This is a genomic window from Providencia zhijiangensis (assembly GCF_030315915.2).
Lineage (GTDB): Bacteria > Pseudomonadota > Gammaproteobacteria > Enterobacterales > Enterobacteriaceae > Providencia > Providencia zhijiangensis.
The window spans coordinates 3,406,847-3,425,295 of the sequence record NZ_CP135990.1 but is presented as its reverse complement, the minus strand read 5'-3'; the positions used below and the strand labels follow the sequence as shown (position 1 = coordinate 3,425,295).

Here is an 18,449-nt window from a genome sequence, read left to right as displayed (position 1 = left end):
TTTAGAATATATTTATCGGTAATTCAGGCGCAATTGTCGCTACCATCACCGCTTTAATAGTATGCAGACGGTTTTCCGCTTGATCAAATACGATGCTGTAAGGGGATTCAAATACCTCTTCCGTCACTTCCAGCCCACCATAAAGATTAAACTCTTTGGCGAGCTGAGCGCCTAATGTGGTGTCTTCATTATGAAATGCAGGTAGGCAGTGCAAGAATTTCACCTCTGGGTTGCCAGTTAGTTTGACCACGTCCATATTCACTTGGTACGGCTTCATTAAAGCAATGCGCTGTGCCCACACTTCTTTAGGTTCCCCCATCGAAACCCACACATCGGTATACAGAAAATCGGCGTCTTTAACGCCTTCAGCCACGTTTTCCGTCAGAATGATTTTTCCGCCAGTAGTTTTAGCGATTTTCTGGCACTCTTCAACTAATTCAGCCTCTGGCCAGCAGCTTTTCGGTGCCACTAAACGCAGCTCCATGCCCGTTAATGCAGCGGCTTCTAACATGGAGTTTCCCATGTTATTGCGCGCATCCCCTAAATAAGCGAACTTAATTTGAGAAAGTGGCGTGTCGAGCTTATGTTCTTGAATGGTAAGCAAATCGGCTAATAACTGTGTGGGATGGAATTCGTTAGTTAATCCATTCCAGACAGGCACTCCCGCATGCTGTGCTAATGTTTCGACGGTGCTTTGTGCGTAACCCCGATATTGCACTCCATCGTACATTCTACCCAGCACTCTGGCGGTATCTTTCATGGTTTCTTTGTGCCCAATTTGGCTGCCTGATGGGCCAAGATAGGTGACTCTCGCCCCTTGATCGAAAGCGCCGACTTCAAATGCACAGCGCGTCCGTGTGGAATCTTTCTCGAAGATCAGCGCAAAATTCTTACCAGCTAATAAAGGTGGCTCAGTGCCAGATTTTTTGGCTGATTTTAACCAAGTGGAGAGTTTTAATAATGCATGAATATCGTTAGAGGTAAAATCCAATAATCTTAAAAAATGCTTTCCATGTAGGGGGTTCATAAATTACAGCCTTTTATAATTGAATTAATATTCAATTTATATTCATAAAAATTCAAAATCAACCCCTCAAGCAAAAGAAATTATTTCATTAGGTATGGTTTCACCCTCGACCCTATGGGAGAATGAGCCGGAGACTAATACCACGGAACAAGGGGTGTGGAGATGGTAGATAAAGCTGAATTTGATGCGCAGTACGAAGAAACTCGCCTGATCATTGAAGAGTTACTGGAAGATGGAAGTGATCCTGATGCGCTGTACGCGATTGAGCATCACTTCTCTGCGGACAATTTTGAATTGTTAGAAAAAGCGGCTGTTGAAGCATTCAAACTGGGTTATGAAGTGACTGATGCGGAAGAACTGGAAATTGAAACCGGTGAAACCCTGATGTGTTGCGATGTGATCAGCGAAAGTGCGTTAAATGCAGAACTGATCGACGCGCAAGTTGAGCAGTTAATGAAATTAGCAGAAAAAATCGGTGTGAACTACGATGGTTGGGGCACCTATTTTGAAGATCCAGACGCAGAATACGATGATGAAGACGGTGACGACGAAGGGGACGATGAGTCCGAAAATCGCGTTCACTAATTGATCCTTCAAATTTCAATAAGCGGTAATACCGCTGAATTGAAAGATAAGAAAGCACTGATTGAGAATATCGTCAGTGCTTTTTGTTTTTATGTCAGCCATATTGTTGATGTTGGCATTCAGAATATATAACGTCGATTATTGTATTGGTTGTCAAAAATAATTTTAAAAAACAATTCATTATCATTGTATAGCAAATTGACTTTGTTGAGTGGGAAGTCTTATTGCATGCTTGTCAGTTTTAATCTCATTTTTAGGGCTATTTGACGAAAAGCTTATTCGTATTTTAAAAATGAGAAGGTTATTAATCTTGTCTTCATCATATATAGAATAAAAATTTTATATTTTTGATTGCGAATAGAAATAATAAATTATATTTATTGTTTTTATGGTTGCATTCAGTTTGTTTTCAATGCATGAGGGTGATTTTAGCCTGTATTAACAAGCAGATTAAATTTAAATATTAATATCGCTTATGTTTTCATGTGTTATCGAATATAATCCGAATGCAAAAAAATGATTATTAATTTTTATATGGATGGATGAAATGGAAGAAAAAGATTTTTATAGTAATGGTAATGTTAGCATTACTAATTCAAGGTTTATTGTGGGATCAACAACATATGCCATGAATGGAGTGACTTCGGTTAAACGTGGAGAAACGAACCCTTCTAAAGTAGCACCTATCATTATGTGCATTATTGGTGCAATTGCTCTAATAAATGGAACTGCAACTAGTTTCTTGGTTGGTGCTATTTTAATTATTTTAGGTGTATTGTGGTTTAGAGCGATTAAGCCAGAATATATTGTTTTTTTAAACAGCGCATCAGGTGAATCTCAAGCATTATCAAGTAAGGATCGAAAATACATCGATGATGTTATTAATGCATTAAATAATGCAATTATTCATCGAGGATGATGAAAGCGAGTTTTTCACTAAGGCAATCTTCATTATTGATAAAAATGATTTTATCCTCAGATTTTTCATTTAGTTTAATGGCTGGTTAGCTGAATTGAAAAATAAAAAAAAGCACTGAATGAGAATATCGTCAGTGCTTTTTTATATATCAGTCTTCTAGCTTTTTCATCACATATTCAATGAACATTACAGCGCTTTTAGCATACGAATTTCGCAGTCACTATGGCCCGTATTGCCTAATGGTTCGTCGATAAAATCGAAGCCCAGTTTTTCATACAATTTGATGGCAGCTTGTAACTCTTTGGTGGTTTCCAAGTAACAGCGGGTATAGCCTTGCTGCTTAGCAAATTCCAAAGACATTAAGACGATTTGCTTGGCTAAACCTTTTCCGCGCAGTACAGAAGAGAGATACATTTTTTGTAATTCAGCGGTGTGTTCATCTCCACCGGCGACTTGTGAAATGCCGCCACCGCCAACCACTTTACCGTCCATTTCCACCACCCAATATGCGCTGCGTGGCTTGCTATACACTTCATACAGCGTGTCTAAAATAGGATCCGCAACTGCGAAGCCTTTATCTGCTGTTAGCCCATGTTCAGCGGAAACTTCACGAATAACAGCGGCGATCCCTGGGTTATCTTGAGGTTGAATTAAACGAACTTGAACGGTTGAGGTTGTGCTTGTTGTCATAAGAATATCTCTTTCTATTTGTATTATTTATATTTTTTAATTGCACTATTTACTTGTGCAATAATTATGATATTGAGTATCTTCCTAGGCTTTTCAATACTCAGAATACAAAAAAGCCCTAACTCATCGGCGACGAGTCAGGGCTAGAGATTTAAAGCTTAATGATTATAAAGAGGCGATAGTCACTTTTTGCGCTTCAATCTTCGCTTTCGCTTCGATATTTTCCGCTAAACGTGCACGCTCTTTCTCAACCACGGCAGCAGGGGCACGGCTTACAAAGCCTTCGTTTGCCAGCTTGCTTTCGATGGTATCAATTTCTTTTACCACTTTTTCCAGCTCTTTATCTAAACGAGCCAGCTCAGCGTCTTTATCGACCAGTCCTGCCATTGGGATCAGCACTTCAGCACCTGCAACTAATTTAGTCACAGAAACTGGGGCTTCTTCGCCTTCAGCCAGCACGCGAATGCTTGCTAAACGCGCCATTGAACGAAGGAAGTTTTCGTTCTCAGTGACACGGCGAGCCACATCCGCAGAGGTGCTACGCAGCATAACTTCCAGTGGTTTACCCGGAGCGATGTTCATTTCTGCACGAATATTACGTACAGCAACGATGGTTTCTTTAATCCACTCTAAATCGCTCAGTGCCAGCTCATCCACTTTCGCGGCATCGAACTCTGGGAATGCTTGCAGCATGATGGTGTCAGCTTCAATCCCTTTCACCACTTTCACGCGCTGCCAGATGGTTTCGGTGATAAATGGAATGATTGGGTGAGCCAGACGCAGTAAGCCTTCCAGTACTTCAATCAGGGTGAAACGCGCCGCACGAACTTGGGCTTCATTACCTTTATGAACCGCAGGTTTAGACAGCTCTAAGTACCAGTCACAGAATTCATTCCAGGTGAAATCATACAGAATACCTGCTGCGATATCGTAACGGTGAGTATCTAACGCTTCACGGTACGCTTTCACGGTTTGGTTGAACTGCGCCATGATCCAGCGATCAGCCAATGAGAAGCTCATTTCGCCACCGTTTTGACCGCAATCTTGGCCTTCGGTGTTCATCAGAACGAAGCGGCTCGCATTCCATAATTTATTACAGAAGTTACGGTAACCGGACAGACGTTTCATATCCCAGTTGATATCGCGACCCGTTGATGCCAGCGCCGCTAAGGTAAAGCGCAGGGCATCAGTACCGTGTGCTTCAATGCCGTCTGGATACTCTTTACGAGTACGCTTAGCAATTTTCTCAGCCAGTTGTGGCTGCATCATGTTGCCAGTACGTTTTTCCAGTAAGGCTTCCAATGAAATACCGTCGATCATATCCAGTGGGTCGATAACGTTCCCTTTGGATTTAGACATTTTCTGACCTTCTTCATCGCGGATAAGTCCAGTCATATACACGGTTTTAAACGGAACTTGAGGTTCGCCATTTTCATCTTTAATGAAATGCATGGTCATCATGATCATACGGGCAATCCAGAAGAAAATAATATCGAAGCCACTGACTAATACATCCGTTGGATGGAAAGTTTTCAGCGCATCGGTATTTTCTGGCCAGCCTAAGGTTGAGAATGTCCACAGACCGGAAGAGAACCATGTATCTAATACGTCGTCATCTTGGCGCAGTGCTACATCGGCACCTAAGTTATTTTCGCGGCGAACTTCGTCTTCATCACGACCCACGTAAACATTGCCTTTGTCGTCATACCAAGCAGGAATACGGTGACCCCACCATAATTGACGAGAAATACACCAGTCTTGGATATCACGCATCCAAGAGAAATACATGTTTTCGTATTGGCGCGGAACGAATTGAATGCGACCATCTTCAACGGCTTTGATAGCGTCTTTTGCTAAAGGCGCGGTGCGCACGTACCATTGGTCAGTCAGCATTGGCTCGATAACCACGCCACCACGGTCACCGTAAGGTACGGTTAAATCGTGAGGTTTGACTTCGACCAGTAAACCTAATTGTTCAAATTCAGCGACGATAGCTTTACGTGCTGCGAAACGCTCCATGCCACGGTAGGCTGCTGGAATTTCGCTGCTGTAATCGGTGCTCGGGTTGCCGTTGGTGTCGAACACTTCCGCTTCGTTACGAACGTTACCATCTAAGTCCATCATGTTGATCATGGTCAGTTGGTGACGTTTACCGACTTCGTAGTCGTTGAAGTCATGGGCTGGGGTGATTTTCACGCAGCCGGTGCCTTTTTCCATATCGGCGTGTTCATCACCTACGATTGGAATGCGGCGATTGACGATTGGCAGGATAATTTCTTTGCCAATTAAATCTTTATAGCGTGGATCTTCAGGGTTAACTGCCACACCGGTATCACCCAGCATGGTTTCTGGACGCGTGGTCGCAACCACTAAATAGTCTTTCCCTTCAGCGGTTTTCGCGCCGTCAGCCAGCGGATAACGCAGGTGCCACATAGAACCTTTAACTTCGCGGTTTTCAACTTCCAGATCAGAAATTGCGGTGTGCAGTTTCGGATCCCAGTTAACCAGACGCTTGCCGCGATAGATTAAGTTTTCTTTGTACATACGAACGAAAGCTTCTTTAACGGCTTTAGATAAGCCTTCGTCCATGGTGAAGCGTTCGCGATCCCAGTCAACAGAGTCACCTAAACGGCGCATTTGTTGAGAGATAGTGCCGCCAGATTCCGCTTTCCATTCCCAGATTTTGTCGATGAACGCATCACGACCGTAGTCATGGCGGTTTTTACCTTCTTCAGCCGCAATTTTACGCTCAACCACCATTTGAGTTGCGATACCCGCGTGGTCAGTACCCGTCTGCCATAGGGTGTTTTTCCCTTGCATACGCTGGTAACGGATCATGGTATCCATAATGGTTTGTTGGAAGGCGTGACCCATGTGCAGGCTACCTGTGACGTTCGGCGGTGGGATCACGACGCAGAAACTGTCTTTTGAGGTATCACCGTTCGGACGGAAGTAACCGCTTTTTTCCCAGTGGGTATACAGGGACTGTTCGATTTCCGCTGGGTTATAAGTTTTGTCGAGGGATGGCTCGATCATTGCGTTGTCTGGTTTCTTTTCCATTTTTATCTTTGTGTTCAGTAAGTTGGCGGCGTCGCCATGGTCAAATTGAAGCCGACGCTCCGGTAAGTTTTATACCGGTCACGCGCCAACTGTTTTAAAGTTTCATCGATAGGCACGAAGTCTATCACTTCATGGAAAGCCGTTGCAAAATCTGCGAATTGGCTTTGTAAATTAATCAGGATATCGCGAGGTGTATTGCCGCGTTTATTTGGCCAGCAAATTTCGATCGGCGAACCATAACGAGGGCCTTCCCCCGCCAAATTGTGGGGTACAAACTGGTGAGGATCCCTTTGCCAAAGCGCCTCATCCATTTTTTCCGCTTGCAGCTGATCCTCGCAGGCAATCAGAATGCGTTTTCCGTTGCGCCACGCTTGTGCAGCAAGTTCACAAGCGAGCCATTCGTGGGCTTCGTATTCCGCTTGTGGGGAGGGTTGCTCAAGTAAGTAGAATGTACCTTTTTTCATATACCCGTCATACTTCAATTTGTAGGGGTGTTGGCTACGGACTCTCGCGTCGGTCGCATGCTTATGTATGTTCCCAAGGTCGCAGCAAGATTAAATCTGTGTTGAATTATATACTTTTTTATAGCTGCCTCAAAATGGCTTAATGGACGTGTGTTCTGAGGCGTATAACTTGCTGATACCTATTGAAAAAACAATATCCCGAATCGCAGAACCTGCTCATCGGGATATTATAATTACAACTTAATCAATGGCGATTTTTAATCGTAATCGAAATTACTCGTCACCATTTAAGCCAGCGCGGTTCAGTAAGAACTGAGCTAACATAGAAACCGGACGACCGGTTGCTCCTTTAGCTTTGCCTGAACGCCATGCAGTACCAGCGATATCCAAGTGAGCCCAGTTATATTTACCCGTAAAGCGTGCTAAGAAGCAGCCTGCGGTAATTGCACCACCCGGACGACCACCTGTGTTCGCTAAATCAGCAAAGTTAGAGCTGATTTGCTCATAGTATTCGTCAGCTAATGGTAAGCGCCAAGCACGGTCGCCAGCTTGCTCTGATGCATTTAACAGCTCATGAGCTAGTGGGTTGTGGTTGGACATTAAACCAGTGTAGTGGCTACCTAAAGCAATCACACATGCGCCTGTTAATGTGGCGATATCGATAACCAGTTCTGGATCGAAACGCTCAACGTAAGTCAGGGTATCACACAGGACTAAACGACCTTCCGCATCCGTGTTTAACACTTCAACAGTTTGACCAGACATCGTGGTTAGGACGTCACCCGGACGATATGCGTGTCCACCCGGCATGTTTTCACAGCCAGCCAGTACACCGACGACGTTAATTGGCAGTTGCAGATCAGTGATAAAGCGCATGACGCCGTAAACGGTCGCTGCACCGCACATGTCGTATTTCATCTCATCCATGCCATCAGCTGGCTTGATAGAAATACCGCCTGAGTCGAAGGTTAAACCTTTACCGACGAGGACAATTGGCTTGCACTCTGGATCTGGGTTGCCTTTGTACTCCATGATGGACATCAGAGATTCGTTCTGAGAACCTTGACCCACTGCTAAGTACGCGTTCATGCCCAGCTCTTTCATTTGCTCTTCGCCGATCACACGAGTGGTCAGTTTGCTGTCAGAAATGTCTGCCAGTTGACGAGCTTGTGACGCTAAATAGCCAGCGTTACAGATATTTGGCGGCATGTTACCCAAGTCTTTAGCGGCTTTAACGCCAGAGGCGATAGCTAAACCGTGGGCGATAGCACGTTCACCGCTAGTCAGTTCTCGGCGTGTTGGTACATTGAAGACCAGTTTACGCAGTGGACGGCGGTGTTCGGTTTTGTTGCTTTTCAGTTGATCGAAGACATACAGGGACTCTTTCGCTGTTTCAACTGCTTGGCGAACTTTCCAGTAGTTATTGCGACCTTTCACATGTAACTCAGTCAAGAAACAAACGGCTTCCATTGAGCCAGTTTCATTCAGAGTGCTGATCGTTTTCTGAATGATTTGTTTAAATTGACGCTCATCGAGTTCACGTTCTTTACCGCAACCGATCAGTAAAATACGCTCAGATAGAACGTTAGGCACATGATGCAGCAGCAAGGATTGACCTACTTTACCTTCAAGCTCACCGCGGCGCAGCAGGGCGCTGATATATCCGTCACTAATTTTGTCCAGCTGTTCAGCGATAGGGGACAGACGGCGTGGTTCAAAGACTCCGACAACGATACAAGCACTACGTTGTTTTTCCGGGCTACCACTTTTTACACTAAACTCCATGCGTTCTCCTGAATCTTAAAGACAAAGGTCGATGCTCCAGTTAAAATTAGCCTTTCGCATGATCTGGCTTATAGAGAATGAACTCTTTGTGTTAAATTGAGCAAATACCTAGTTTCGCTTATATTAAGCATATTCCGATATAGCACTTAGTATAGATAATGCTTTTATATCATTCTAGCCAAACAATAAACCAGAGTATATTTTAGTAAATGGCTGTCATAGAACGAACTTAGCCATTTTCATCCCAAAAGACAAGTTTTCACAGGCGTAATAAGCGTGATCATTATTCGATATTTGGTTCGGGAAACCCTGAAAAGCCAGCTGGCGATACTTTTTGTCCTGCTGCTTATCTTTTTTAGTCAAAAGTCCATCGACATCTTAGGTGCCGCGGTTCAGGGGAATATTCCTTCGAATTTAGTTCTTCCATTATTAGGATTAGGTGTGCCGGAGATGGCGCAACTTATCTTACCTTTAAGCCTATTTCTTGGGCTATTGATGACTTACAGCAAATTGTACACAGAAAGCGAAATTACTGTGATGCATGCCTGCGGTCTGGGTAAAAGTGTGCTTGTGAAAGCGGCGCTGGTACTTGCCGCATTAACCGCCTTAGTCGCCGTTGCCAATATTACTTGGATGTTGCCTTGGTCATCTCAGTATCAAGAGCAAGTATTGGCGGATGCAAAAGCCAACCCCGGTTTAGCGGCGATGGTGGAAGGGCAGTTTAAAACCACCAAAGATGGCAACTTTGTGTTGTATATCGGTGAAGTTAAAGGCAATGATTTTAAAAATGTTTTCTTAGCTCAGTTGCGTACTGCCAACGAACAACGTCCTTCCGTTGTGGTTGCGGATAGCGGTTATATGAAAGAAGACGAATATGGCCGCCAGATGGTGGTGCTAGACCAAGGTACTCGCTACGAAGGCACGGCAATGCTGAGAGATTTCCGCATCACCGATTTCGTGAATTACCAAGCCGTTGTTGACCATAAAGCCACGGATGTCAGTACGGATAAAGTGGAACAGAAAACCATGATGCAGCTGTGGAATGAAAGTAATCCTGAGGTCAATGCTGAATTTCACTGGCGTCTAACCATTGTGTTCTCTGTGGTCGTGATGGCGTTGATGGTCGTGCCGCTGAGTGAAGTGAACCCACGTCAAGGGCGCGTACTCAGTATGATCCCTGCCATGTTGCTGTACCTGATTTTCTTCTTATTACAAAGTACGTTACGTAATAGCGCAGACAAAGGGGATGTCGACCCTAAATATGCGATGTGGGCGGTTAACTTCGGTTACTTGCTGTTAGCAGTGATACTGAATTTATGGGATACCGTACCAATGCGCAAAATGCGTGCTAAGTTGACCAGAGGGGTTGCCTGATGTTTGGTGTTTTAGATAGGTATATCGGTCGAACCATCCTCAATTCGATTTTGATGACGTTGTTTTTGTTGGTTTCCCTTTCAGGGATCATCAAATTTGTCGAGCAGCTTCGCAAAGTGGGTGACGGTGATTACACGGCGATGAGCGCAGGGGTTTTCACCTTATTAACCGTTCCCAAAGATATCGATATTTTCTTCCCAATGGCGGCATTATTGGGTGCATTGTTGGGATTAGGCGCGTTAGCTTCCCGTAGTGAACTGGTGGTGATGCAAGCGTCGGGTTTTACCCGTTTGCAAATTGCGATGTCGGTGATGAAAACAGCGATTCCATTGGTTATCGTTACGATGATCATGGGGGAGTGGATTGCACCTGCGGGCGAGCAGTGGGCGCGTAACTACCGTGCAGAGAAAATTGTTGGTAGTTCTTTGGTGGTTACGGATTCAGGTATGTGGGCAAAAGATGCCCATGATTTTATCTATATCCAGCGCATTAAAGATGCGAGCACCATCCAAGATGTTTCTATTTATCGCTTCGATGACCATCGCAAATTACAGTCTGTAATGTTTGCCGCTCGCGGAACTTATGATGCAGATAAAAAACTGTGGGTGTTATCTCAAGTTCAAGAATCTATCTTGGGTAGCCAGCAAAAAATCACGGGCTCACAGCGTTTAACCTATGATTGGAAAACCAATTTAACCCCAGAGAAATTAGGTATCGTTTCCCTGAATGCGGATTCACTTTCAATTCGTGGCCTGTATCAGTACATCACCTATTTGAAAGAGAGCGGGCAAGTTGCTTCGGTTTATCAGCTGAGTATGTGGCAAAAAATCCTAGCGCCACTTTCTGCGGCAGTCATGATGTTGATGGCGGTTTCCTTTATCTTCGGTCCTCTGCGTACGGTGCCGATGGGCGTGCGTGTGATTTCAGGGATTGTGGGCGGCTTCTTGTTCTACATCTTAAACCAAGGTTTTGGTAACTGGAGTTTGGTCTATTCCATTCCGCCAGTGCTGGCGGCAGCGTTGCCGAGTATACTGTTCTTGGGCGTGAGTATCTTCTTGTTAGTTAAACGAAAATAGTCCATTCCCTTTAAATTGGAAAAAGGCTGTAGAATCGAATGATTTTACAGCCTTTTTTATTGTCGACGGCAAGTCTCCATACCAAGACCATACTCACTTTATGCTGAGGATAAAATTACCGAAATTACTCAGCATCGATTGAATTTTTCCTTGTGGCTTAAATAATACATGCTGGATACTTTTTTGTTCCGTCTGAGAGGTATATTCACCGATAATGCCAATCACGTTTTTTCCACTTTTGTTGGCAATCTGTTGTGCATAAGAGAACGAACCGCCATTTGCACTGTATGATTTTTCAATCCTATAAGCATTTTTCCAGGTCGCTTGAATGAATGATTGCTTTGCTTCGTTCATGGTATCTGCGAATAGTTTTTTATACTCAGCGGTTGCTTCAATGTTCGGATCATCCGCTTTCTCATTAACCAGCCTTGAAAGATCGATTTCGACATAGTCTGGTTTTTTAGGTTGTGGAAAGGCAGCTTGATGATTAAATACATTTCTGAGTTGCTTTACTAATTCAGAAGCTGTGGCCGTTCCTGATTTTACGGAGCTGGGGCGTAATATGTTGTGGATGGAAAATGGGATAATTTTCATCTTAGTTCCCTCGCTAATTATGAGTAAGAAGGCCTAAGAGTAGCGAAAGGTCACACTAAAATATTGCATAAAAAGCAGCCGTCTATCAGAAAGAGCGGCGAATAAAAAACTGCCTGAAGGGCTCAGGCAGTTGTCACGATAAATGTCAGTAGGCGCACAAATCCGCGTTTTAGGGTAGGGGTATAACTCGCCAGTGCATTAATCGCGTCGGCGGTACCCTTTCAATTTTTCCCATACGCATGGTTAGACGATAACGAAGCAACCATATCATTCACACCGGCGGTTAACTTACTGAACTTACTACCATCTTTACGGGTCATCACCACGAATACCGCAATATTTTGCTGTGGGATCATCGCCATATAGGTATTAAATCCGCCGCCGCCGCCGGTTTTCTGGTAGATCCCCGGAATGCCGTTTTTAGGCTTCATATACACCCAGCCAAGACCTAGACCATCAGCATAACCTGCCACGTCCATCCCTTTGGCATCTAACAGCTTTTCTCGTGGGAAGAAAATACCTTGCTCACGAGCTGCGGTCGCTTTACGTAGGTTATTATCCGTGGATAAAAATTGCTGCATCCACTTTTGCATATCTGCCGGTGTGGAATACACACCGCCGCTTCCTGCTGCCGCAAGGGTGTTATGGCAAGGGCTTGGCTTGGTGCCTTCCATTAATCGGGCGCATTGACCTTTGCTTGGGGTATAGGTGGTATCCGTCATTTTCGCCGGAGATGTCACGTATTTGCTGAACAATTGCGGGTATGACTGCCCCGTCGCTTTCACCATCGCATCGGCGAGTAAATCATAGGCGAGGTTGGAATAAGCCGCTTCAGTGCCCGGTGTAAAGTCGAGTTTACCGGTTTTCAGCCATGTCCAACGGTTCTCTTGGGTTGGCCAGATAAAGACAGGACGACCCCATTTTCCACCTGGTTGTTCGCGAGGTAAGCCACTGGTATGGCTCGCTAAATGATACAGTCGGATAGGTTGCCCGCTGTTGTTATCAGGCACGGTAACGCCGTTGTAGCTGTATTGCTGTAGCGGATCGGTGATCGCTAATTTTTTATCTTGCTCCAGCTTAATTAAAATTTCGCTGGTCATTAATTTGCTAACAGAAGCTATGCGGATCAGGGAGTTAGGACCTGGTTTTTGTCCATTGCCCGGCGCGGTTTCACCATAATAGCGAGCGAGGGTTTGGTTGTTATCAATGACGATAATGGCCATGCCTCGAGCATCGCTTTCGTTATAAATTCGATTCGCATACATATCGACGATTTTGGTGACACGCTCGTAAGTTCTTCTATCGCCTTCGAATATTTGCCACTCTGAATTACCTGCAAGCATGCCACTTGGTGAGCTTTGCGAGGTTTTTTCTGTCGTTGAGGAACAGGCCATCAATGCCGCAGAGAGTGCGGATACCGACAAAATTTTAAGAAATGTTTTCTTCATGTTTGAAGCCAGCCGATATGATTGTTTATAAAAGGCTTTTCAGCCAATATTTATTTTTTCTTTGAGAAAATTTTCATGACGACACCAATTAAGATGCCAATAACCAGACCAGTGGCTATCCATCCAACAAAGCCCATAAAATATGCCTTTATAATTTTACATAAGAGTGCGGATAAACTAACAAAAATTATGCTTTGTCGCCAGCCACCCAAGGGTTAAGACAATGAAAATACTCTTAGGAAAATTAGCATAGATATTCAAATGTTGTTGAACATAACAGGGGATATTGGGCTTTTTGTGGAAAGATTTTTTCAGGTGCTTTTTTTTTAATCGAACAATCTGATTGTTCAAGATAAATGTTGCCAGTAGGCATCAGGCAAGTATAATGGCACCGTTTTCCAAGAAACACATCACTTCGTGCCGGAGTGGCGGAATTGGTAGACGCAGTTGATTCAAAATCAACCGCCTTCGGGTGTGCCGGTTCGAGTCCGGCCTTCGGCACCATAAGAACATCAAGAGACGTCAACGGACGTCTTTTTTTGTATCTAAAATCCAGTGTTTGCAAGGCTTTCCCTGCGTTTTCAGTCAATGCATGTCAATCTAACTCAACCCACATCAACCTCCGAGTGAGTATACATCTGAGTATATACATCGCTTCGATAATGTTTGTATACTCATTATATCTCGAATTACCGATGCTAGAGCAAAGCAGGCGCAGCCTGTGGCGTAGGCACATAGTTGGCTATGTAACTCGAAATCATCAACAGTAATCTGAGATATCTCGTTTATATACTCACTCTGGGGTGAAGAGGACAAAGAATATGGCATTAACCGATACGAAAGTTCGTGCAGCTAAACCTGACGAGAAAGCTTATACACTGACAGATAGTGATGGCTTGTTTCTGTATGTTCACCCCAATGGCTCTAAATATTGGCGTTTCCGTTTTCGCTTTGGCGGCAAACAACATTTGATGGCTTTTGGTGTATATCCAGAAATCTCCTTAGCGGATGCAAGAGAAAGAAGAGATGCTGCCAGAAAGCAAGTTGCTTTAGGTATCGACCCTCGTGAACACAAGAAAGAATTAAAGGAAGAGCAGCAAAAGGAATTTAATACCTTTGAGAAAGTTGCGCGTGATTGGCATGCAACGAATAAGAAGTGGTCAGAAGGCCATAGCCATCGAGTCCTCAAAAGCCTTGAGGACAATATCTTTGCTGCTATTGGCAAACGTAATATTGCCGAACTAAAAACTCGCGATCTACTCGAACCGATTAAAGCCGTGGAGATGTCTGGACGTCTTGAGGTGGCTGCACGTTTACAACAGCGTGTGACAGGTATTATGCGTTATGCAGTACAAAGCGGTTTAATCGACTATAACCCTGCACAAGATATGGCTGGAGCAGTTGCTACAGGCAAACGAGTCCATAGAGCTGCTTTAGAACTGAAACGCCTACCAGAGTTCTTACAACGTATCGATAGCTATACTGGCAGACCATTAACAACTTTAGCCGTCAAACTCACCTTGTTAGTCTTCATTCGTTCCAGTGAACTGCGTTTTGCTCGTTGGGATGAAATCGATTTTGATAATGCGATGTGGACAATCCCCGCAGAACGTGAAGCGATAGAAGGGGTTAAGCACTCTCATCGTGGATCAAAAATGCGTACCCCTCATTTAGTTCCTTTAAGCCGACAAGCCATTGAGATCTTAAAACAGATATATCAATTCAGTGGGAATCACGAACTGATCTTTATTGGTGATCATAATCCTAGAAAACCGATGAGCGAAAATACGGTAAACAACGCATTACGTGTGATGGGTTATGACACTAAGACGGAAGTGTGTGGTCATGGTTTTAGAACAATGGCATGTAGCTCGTTGATTGAGTCAGGGCTGTGGTCGAAGGATGCAGTAGAAAGGCAAATGAGCCACCAAGAACGTAACTCAGTGCGTGCGGCTTATATCCATAAGGCAGAGCATATTGAGGAAAGACGATTGATGGTGCAATGGTGGGCAGATTATCTGGATGCGAATAGGGAGAAGGAGATTTCACCTTTTAGTTTTGCAAAATCAAGTAATTCAATAAAGGCAATTTAAATGGGGTTATTGAGTTACTGGGGTATAAAGGAAGGCTAACAGTGCATGGCTTCCGCCACAGGATGAGCACAATTTTGCATGAGAAAGGATATAACTCTACATAGATTGAAACTCAGCTTGCTCATATCGATAAGAATGCGATCCGTGGCACGTATAATCATGCTCAGTATATGTATGGATGCAGAGAAATGATGCAATGGTATTTGGATTACATGGATGAGCGGGAGGGGAGCTTGGATAATGTGGTTAGTGTAAATTTTAAGTGATAACTACAGCCATCTTTACGTCTAGATTTAAAGATGGCTATAATAGATTGTAAGCTATTACTTCAAGAAATCATGACTAAATTTCTTTCCAGAAAGCTTGAAAATAGTAATTAATCAGAGTTGGCTATTATAAAGCCTGTACAGAGTTAGCTAACCTTTTTTCATGCCCAAAGGGAGTTGTATAAAAGCGTTGTTCAATACCGTAAAGAAGATGCTTCAACTCGTCGTCTGTTGAAATTAGGAATTTATTATTTTCCTGATCGAAATTTAATCGCTGGTCACAGTATCCATCAATATAAGTCAACATATTGACTTTGTCTTCAGAAGACATGGTGGCAAGTGTAGCCATTGCTAGTGCTACTCGTTTTCGGTTAGGCTTTGATACTTTTTCTGCTTCGTATTCATTACTGAGTTCAATAAAAGGCTCAGATAAAAAATCCTCAACTTCTTCATTCGTTGCTTCTTTATAAAGCATGTCAATTCCAGAAAAAATACTAGAGATAGTAGCTAAATTACGGAAAGCTAAAGTGTCAGATGCTTTTATATAAACTGCATCAGGAATTGTATTAATTACTAATCGGTTTTCACTTTTTTCAATTTTAGCGGACTCACCAAATGCGATTATTTTTTTCCGAATGAAAAGTGCTGGTGTGATTTTTTGAAAATAAAACCCCTGATCTTGAACTGAAACTAGATATGATATTTTTGAAAATTGCTCTTTAGTTGCGTCATCATGGTCTTTAGAATCAAATGGTTGATTAAATATGCCAAGGTTATACGGCTGCTGACTGAATTGTTCAACTTTAAACCATGTATCCTCATCTAAATTATGATCAGGGCTATATGTAACGCAATAATTAACATTGATATCAACGGTTTCAAAAAGCTTATAATCTGAAATTAACTTACGATATGGCTTCTTACGAAGCCCTTTTACCTTAATTAATACGTGATCCATTACTAGCTCCGTTCAATAAATGTATAGTTATTAATCCTAAAGGCAGTTGATATTTCGATATCACAAGGTGTTTTATATTTTTGGCGACTAATTAAAAATATTACTGTTCCGTTTATAGTTGTTACATTGTAAAACGTATAACCAAATACCAGGAATAGAGGGTTAAAATAGAGGGCCTGAGACAAAAAAGTAAAAATAAATAAAATGCCGTATACAAACCACAAAGATTCCCAACTTCCAACGCTGAGTGCAACAAAAAAATAACCTAGATAGCTGGGTAAAAAACTATTATTAGCATACTCAATACTTATTATATTACCTTTTTTGAACTCATCTTTTCCAAGTCTTTTGCTTAGTAATAGACTGATACCAGTAAAAAATATTGGGATAAGAACATAAAGAAAATATGACGCCATATTTGGTATCACAGTAATCCAGCTTAACTGACTAATTGTCACGTCAAAAAAATACGATAATGTGTATCCTTTTTGTACAATAAAAATTATCACTAAGAGTGATGTCGCATTAAATGTTAGCAAAAGCCGAAATAGAATATTCATTATACATCCTACGCTTGCATATAATTTTAAGTCATAATTATTGACAATCTCTTATGCTCGGTTACGTTTGAAATTTTCTGCCTGCTCGAAAATCTCTTTATACACTTCATCACGGTCGATTGGTGGGTATCCCCATTCATCAAGCAAGATAATCAAGTCGAAATGCAGTTCAGCTTTGATGTCGTCTCGTTTGTTCCAATCGGTGTACTTGGCTTTATCATCAATGACTTTCTTCACTTCTTTGGACAGGCCAAGCAGCTTCTCTTCTGGGTAGGTAAAGTCGTACTTATGAGCTAGTGAAATGAGTATGTCGTAAAACGCTTTTTCTTCAAAATTTATCCCCATTTCACCAAAGGAGGCCATTTCAGCACGTAGTTCATTGTAAAGGTTGATAATTTCATCAGAAAAATCATTGATTACTTCCGAGCGAAGGACATCCTTTTCGTCACGCTCATTGTACTTTTCAACTAACATATTCATTTTCTTAGTGAAGTCGATACCTTTCACTTTGTTGGTCTTTTTAAACTCGCCAATCGCCTTAGCAAGCATTTGCTTAAGCAGTTGAAGTTTCGTATTGGGCTGCTTCACCATCTCCAGCTTGGCAAGATAATCATCATCGAATATATCAATCTCGCCACCGTCTTTCTCACCCAGCCTAAAGATCTCTTCGACTCCATCACTGATAAGAGCATCTTTAACCAAATCCCTTACTCTGCGGTTCATTTGCTCTACATCTGGCGCACCGCCAGTGGTGATTTTAAATACTATGGTTCGAACGGCGAGATAATAATGAATCTTATCTTTATGGGCTTTGGTCAGCTCACTGCTTCCCACACAAATGTCATAAGCAGATTTGAGGCGCTTAGTCAGATCCATAAACGTCTTTTCAAACTTCTTGGTTCTTAGTGCAAAGTCAGCAGAGGCATTTAAACAATGTAACTGTTTTAGAGATGTGCCATTGAAGTACGGTTTAGAGTCGAATTTATGGAATAATCCATCTAACAGGCTCAGGTGATCCTTAACAATAATGACCGACTGTTTGATATCTTCTAAGCTCTGATCTTGCCCTGCTGTGTATTGGGAAAGAGCAAGGTTCATCTGTTTTTTAATGCCGATGTAATCAACTACCAGACCATTTTCTTTACCTTCGAATTTACGGTTTACTCTCGAAATGGTTTGGATCAGATTGTGTTTTTGCAATGGCTTATCAATGTAGATGGTATCGAGGAACGGTACATCAAAGCCCGTCAGCCACATATCCACGACAATCGCGATTTTGAAGTTCGATTTGTCATTTTTGAACTGACGATCCAGCTCTTTACGATACTCTTTACTACCGAGCTTATTCCACAAAGCTTTATCATCATCTTTGTCACGAGTCATAATCATCTTGACTCGTTCCATCGGCTTAACTTTTTTCTTATCACTTTCCGATAAAGTCGCACCATCCTCACAGACCTTCACTGCATCCCACTCAGGACGAAGCGCAATCAGTTTGTAGTGGTTTAATAAATTTGGCCACCTGAACAGAGGTGATATGCTCACCTCAG

Annotated in this window: 15 protein-coding genes, 1 tRNA gene and 1 pseudogene; 7 read left to right on the top strand and 10 right to left on the bottom strand. The window is 42.8% G+C overall.

Annotation, left to right across the window (positions count from 1 at the left end; genetic code table 11):
- Window position 1 precedes the first annotated feature (1 nt).
- Window positions 2-1,027 (bottom strand): ornithine carbamoyltransferase, encoded by a 1,026-nt coding sequence (gene argF, locus QS795_RS15605; RefSeq protein WP_286269902.1) that lies wholly within the window; start codon window positions 1,025-1,027, stop codon window positions 2-4.
- A 162-nt stretch (window positions 1,028-1,189) separates the two neighbouring features.
- Between argF and rraB the strand changes: the two genes are divergently transcribed.
- Together rraB and QS795_RS15595 are read left to right on the top strand one after the other, a co-directional pair.
- The gene (gene rraB, locus QS795_RS15600; protein ID WP_036949139.1) at window positions 1,190-1,612 is read left to right on the top strand and encodes a ribonuclease E inhibitor RraB; all 423 of its coding nucleotides are present in this window, start codon (window positions 1,190-1,192) and stop codon (window positions 1,610-1,612) included.
- A gap of 547 nt (window positions 1,613-2,159) precedes the next feature.
- The gene (locus QS795_RS15595) at window positions 2,160-2,531 is read left to right on the top strand and encodes a DUF6232 family protein (protein ID WP_224059396.1); all 372 of its coding nucleotides are present in this window, start codon (window positions 2,160-2,162) and stop codon (window positions 2,529-2,531) included.
- Window positions 2,532-2,717: 186 nt separating this feature from the next.
- Here the strand turns inward: QS795_RS15595 and QS795_RS15590 are convergent, their stop codons facing one another.
- The 4 genes from QS795_RS15590 to pepA all read right to left on the bottom strand — a co-directional run bounded on the left by QS795_RS15590 (window position 2,718) and on the right by pepA (window position 8,530).
- On the bottom strand, window positions 2,718-3,221 hold the full coding sequence (locus tag QS795_RS15590; RefSeq protein WP_132496388.1) for a GNAT family N-acetyltransferase: 504 nt from the start codon (window positions 3,219-3,221) through the stop codon (window positions 2,718-2,720).
- Between the two features lie 165 nt (window positions 3,222-3,386).
- Window positions 3,387-6,257: a valine--tRNA ligase gene (locus QS795_RS15585; protein WP_286270068.1), complete on the bottom strand. Its 2,871-nt coding sequence runs from the start codon at window positions 6,255-6,257 to the stop codon at window positions 3,387-3,389.
- A 38-nt stretch (window positions 6,258-6,295) separates the two neighbouring features.
- The gene (locus tag QS795_RS15580) at window positions 6,296-6,745 is read right to left on the bottom strand and encodes a DNA polymerase III subunit chi (protein ID WP_318626616.1); all 450 of its coding nucleotides are present in this window, start codon (window positions 6,743-6,745) and stop codon (window positions 6,296-6,298) included.
- Window positions 6,746-7,018: 273 nt separating this feature from the next.
- Window positions 7,019-8,530, bottom strand: a complete 1,512-nt coding sequence (gene pepA / locus QS795_RS15575) for a leucyl aminopeptidase (protein WP_036949149.1) — start codon at window positions 8,528-8,530, stop codon at window positions 7,019-7,021.
- Between the two features lie 276 nt (window positions 8,531-8,806).
- Between pepA and lptF the strand changes: the two genes are divergently transcribed.
- Complete coding sequence (gene lptF, locus QS795_RS15570; RefSeq protein WP_181477656.1) at window positions 8,807-9,904, top strand: LPS export ABC transporter permease LptF; 1,098 nt, start codon at window positions 8,807-8,809, stop codon at window positions 9,902-9,904.
- A complete protein-coding gene (gene lptG, locus QS795_RS15565; protein ID WP_286269896.1) occupies window positions 9,904-10,980 on the top strand; it encodes an LPS export ABC transporter permease LptG in 1,077 nt (358 codons plus the stop codon). The genes lptF and lptG overlap by 1 nt, the downstream gene beginning before the upstream one ends.
- Window positions 10,981-11,073: 93 nt before the next feature.
- On the opposite strand, the gene QS795_RS15560 is transcribed toward lptG, so the two are convergent.
- Window positions 11,074-11,574, bottom strand: a complete 501-nt coding sequence (locus tag QS795_RS15560) for a hypothetical protein (RefSeq protein ID WP_154602993.1) — start codon at window positions 11,572-11,574, stop codon at window positions 11,074-11,076.
- A gap of 221 nt (window positions 11,575-11,795) precedes the next feature.
- Window positions 11,796-13,022 (bottom strand): D-alanyl-D-alanine-carboxypeptidase/endopeptidase AmpH, encoded by a 1,227-nt coding sequence (gene ampH / locus QS795_RS15555; RefSeq protein ID WP_108478848.1) that lies wholly within the window; start codon window positions 13,020-13,022, stop codon window positions 11,796-11,798.
- 419 nt (window positions 13,023-13,441) lie between these two features.
- Between ampH and QS795_RS15550 the strand changes: the two genes are divergently transcribed.
- The 3 genes and pseudogenes from QS795_RS15550 to QS795_RS15540 all read left to right on the top strand — a co-directional run.
- Window positions 13,442-13,526: transfer RNA gene (locus tag QS795_RS15550), tRNA-Leu, on the top strand.
- 317 nt (window positions 13,527-13,843) lie between these two features.
- On the top strand, window positions 13,844-15,115 hold the full coding sequence (locus QS795_RS15545) for a tyrosine-type recombinase/integrase (protein ID WP_172767629.1): 1,272 nt from the start codon (window positions 13,844-13,846) through the stop codon (window positions 15,113-15,115).
- Window positions 15,112-15,381 (top strand): annotated as a pseudogene (locus QS795_RS15540) (tyrosine-type recombinase/integrase); the annotation flags it as partial. The gene QS795_RS15545 and the pseudogene QS795_RS15540, both read left to right, overlap by 4 nt.
- A gap of 127 nt (window positions 15,382-15,508) precedes the next feature.
- Here QS795_RS15540 and QS795_RS15535 read toward each other — a convergent pair.
- From QS795_RS15535 to QS795_RS15525, 3 genes are read right to left on the bottom strand one after another with little or no spacing between them, the layout of a single operon-like run.
- Window positions 15,509-16,339 carry an ATP F0F1 synthase synthase gene (locus tag QS795_RS15535; protein ID WP_172767630.1) on the bottom strand — a complete coding sequence of 277 codons (831 nt, stop codon included), beginning with the start codon at window positions 16,337-16,339 and terminating at the stop codon, window positions 15,509-15,511.
- Window positions 16,340-16,341: 2 nt separating this feature from the next.
- Entirely contained in the window at window positions 16,342-16,899 is a 558-nt protein-coding gene (locus tag QS795_RS15530) for a hypothetical protein (protein WP_172767631.1), read from the bottom strand.
- Window positions 16,900-16,950: 51 nt separating this feature from the next.
- Window positions 16,951-18,444, bottom strand: a complete 1,494-nt coding sequence (locus QS795_RS15525; RefSeq protein WP_318626612.1) for a DUF3387 domain-containing protein — start codon at window positions 18,442-18,444, stop codon at window positions 16,951-16,953.
- Window positions 18,445-18,449 lie beyond the last annotated feature (5 nt).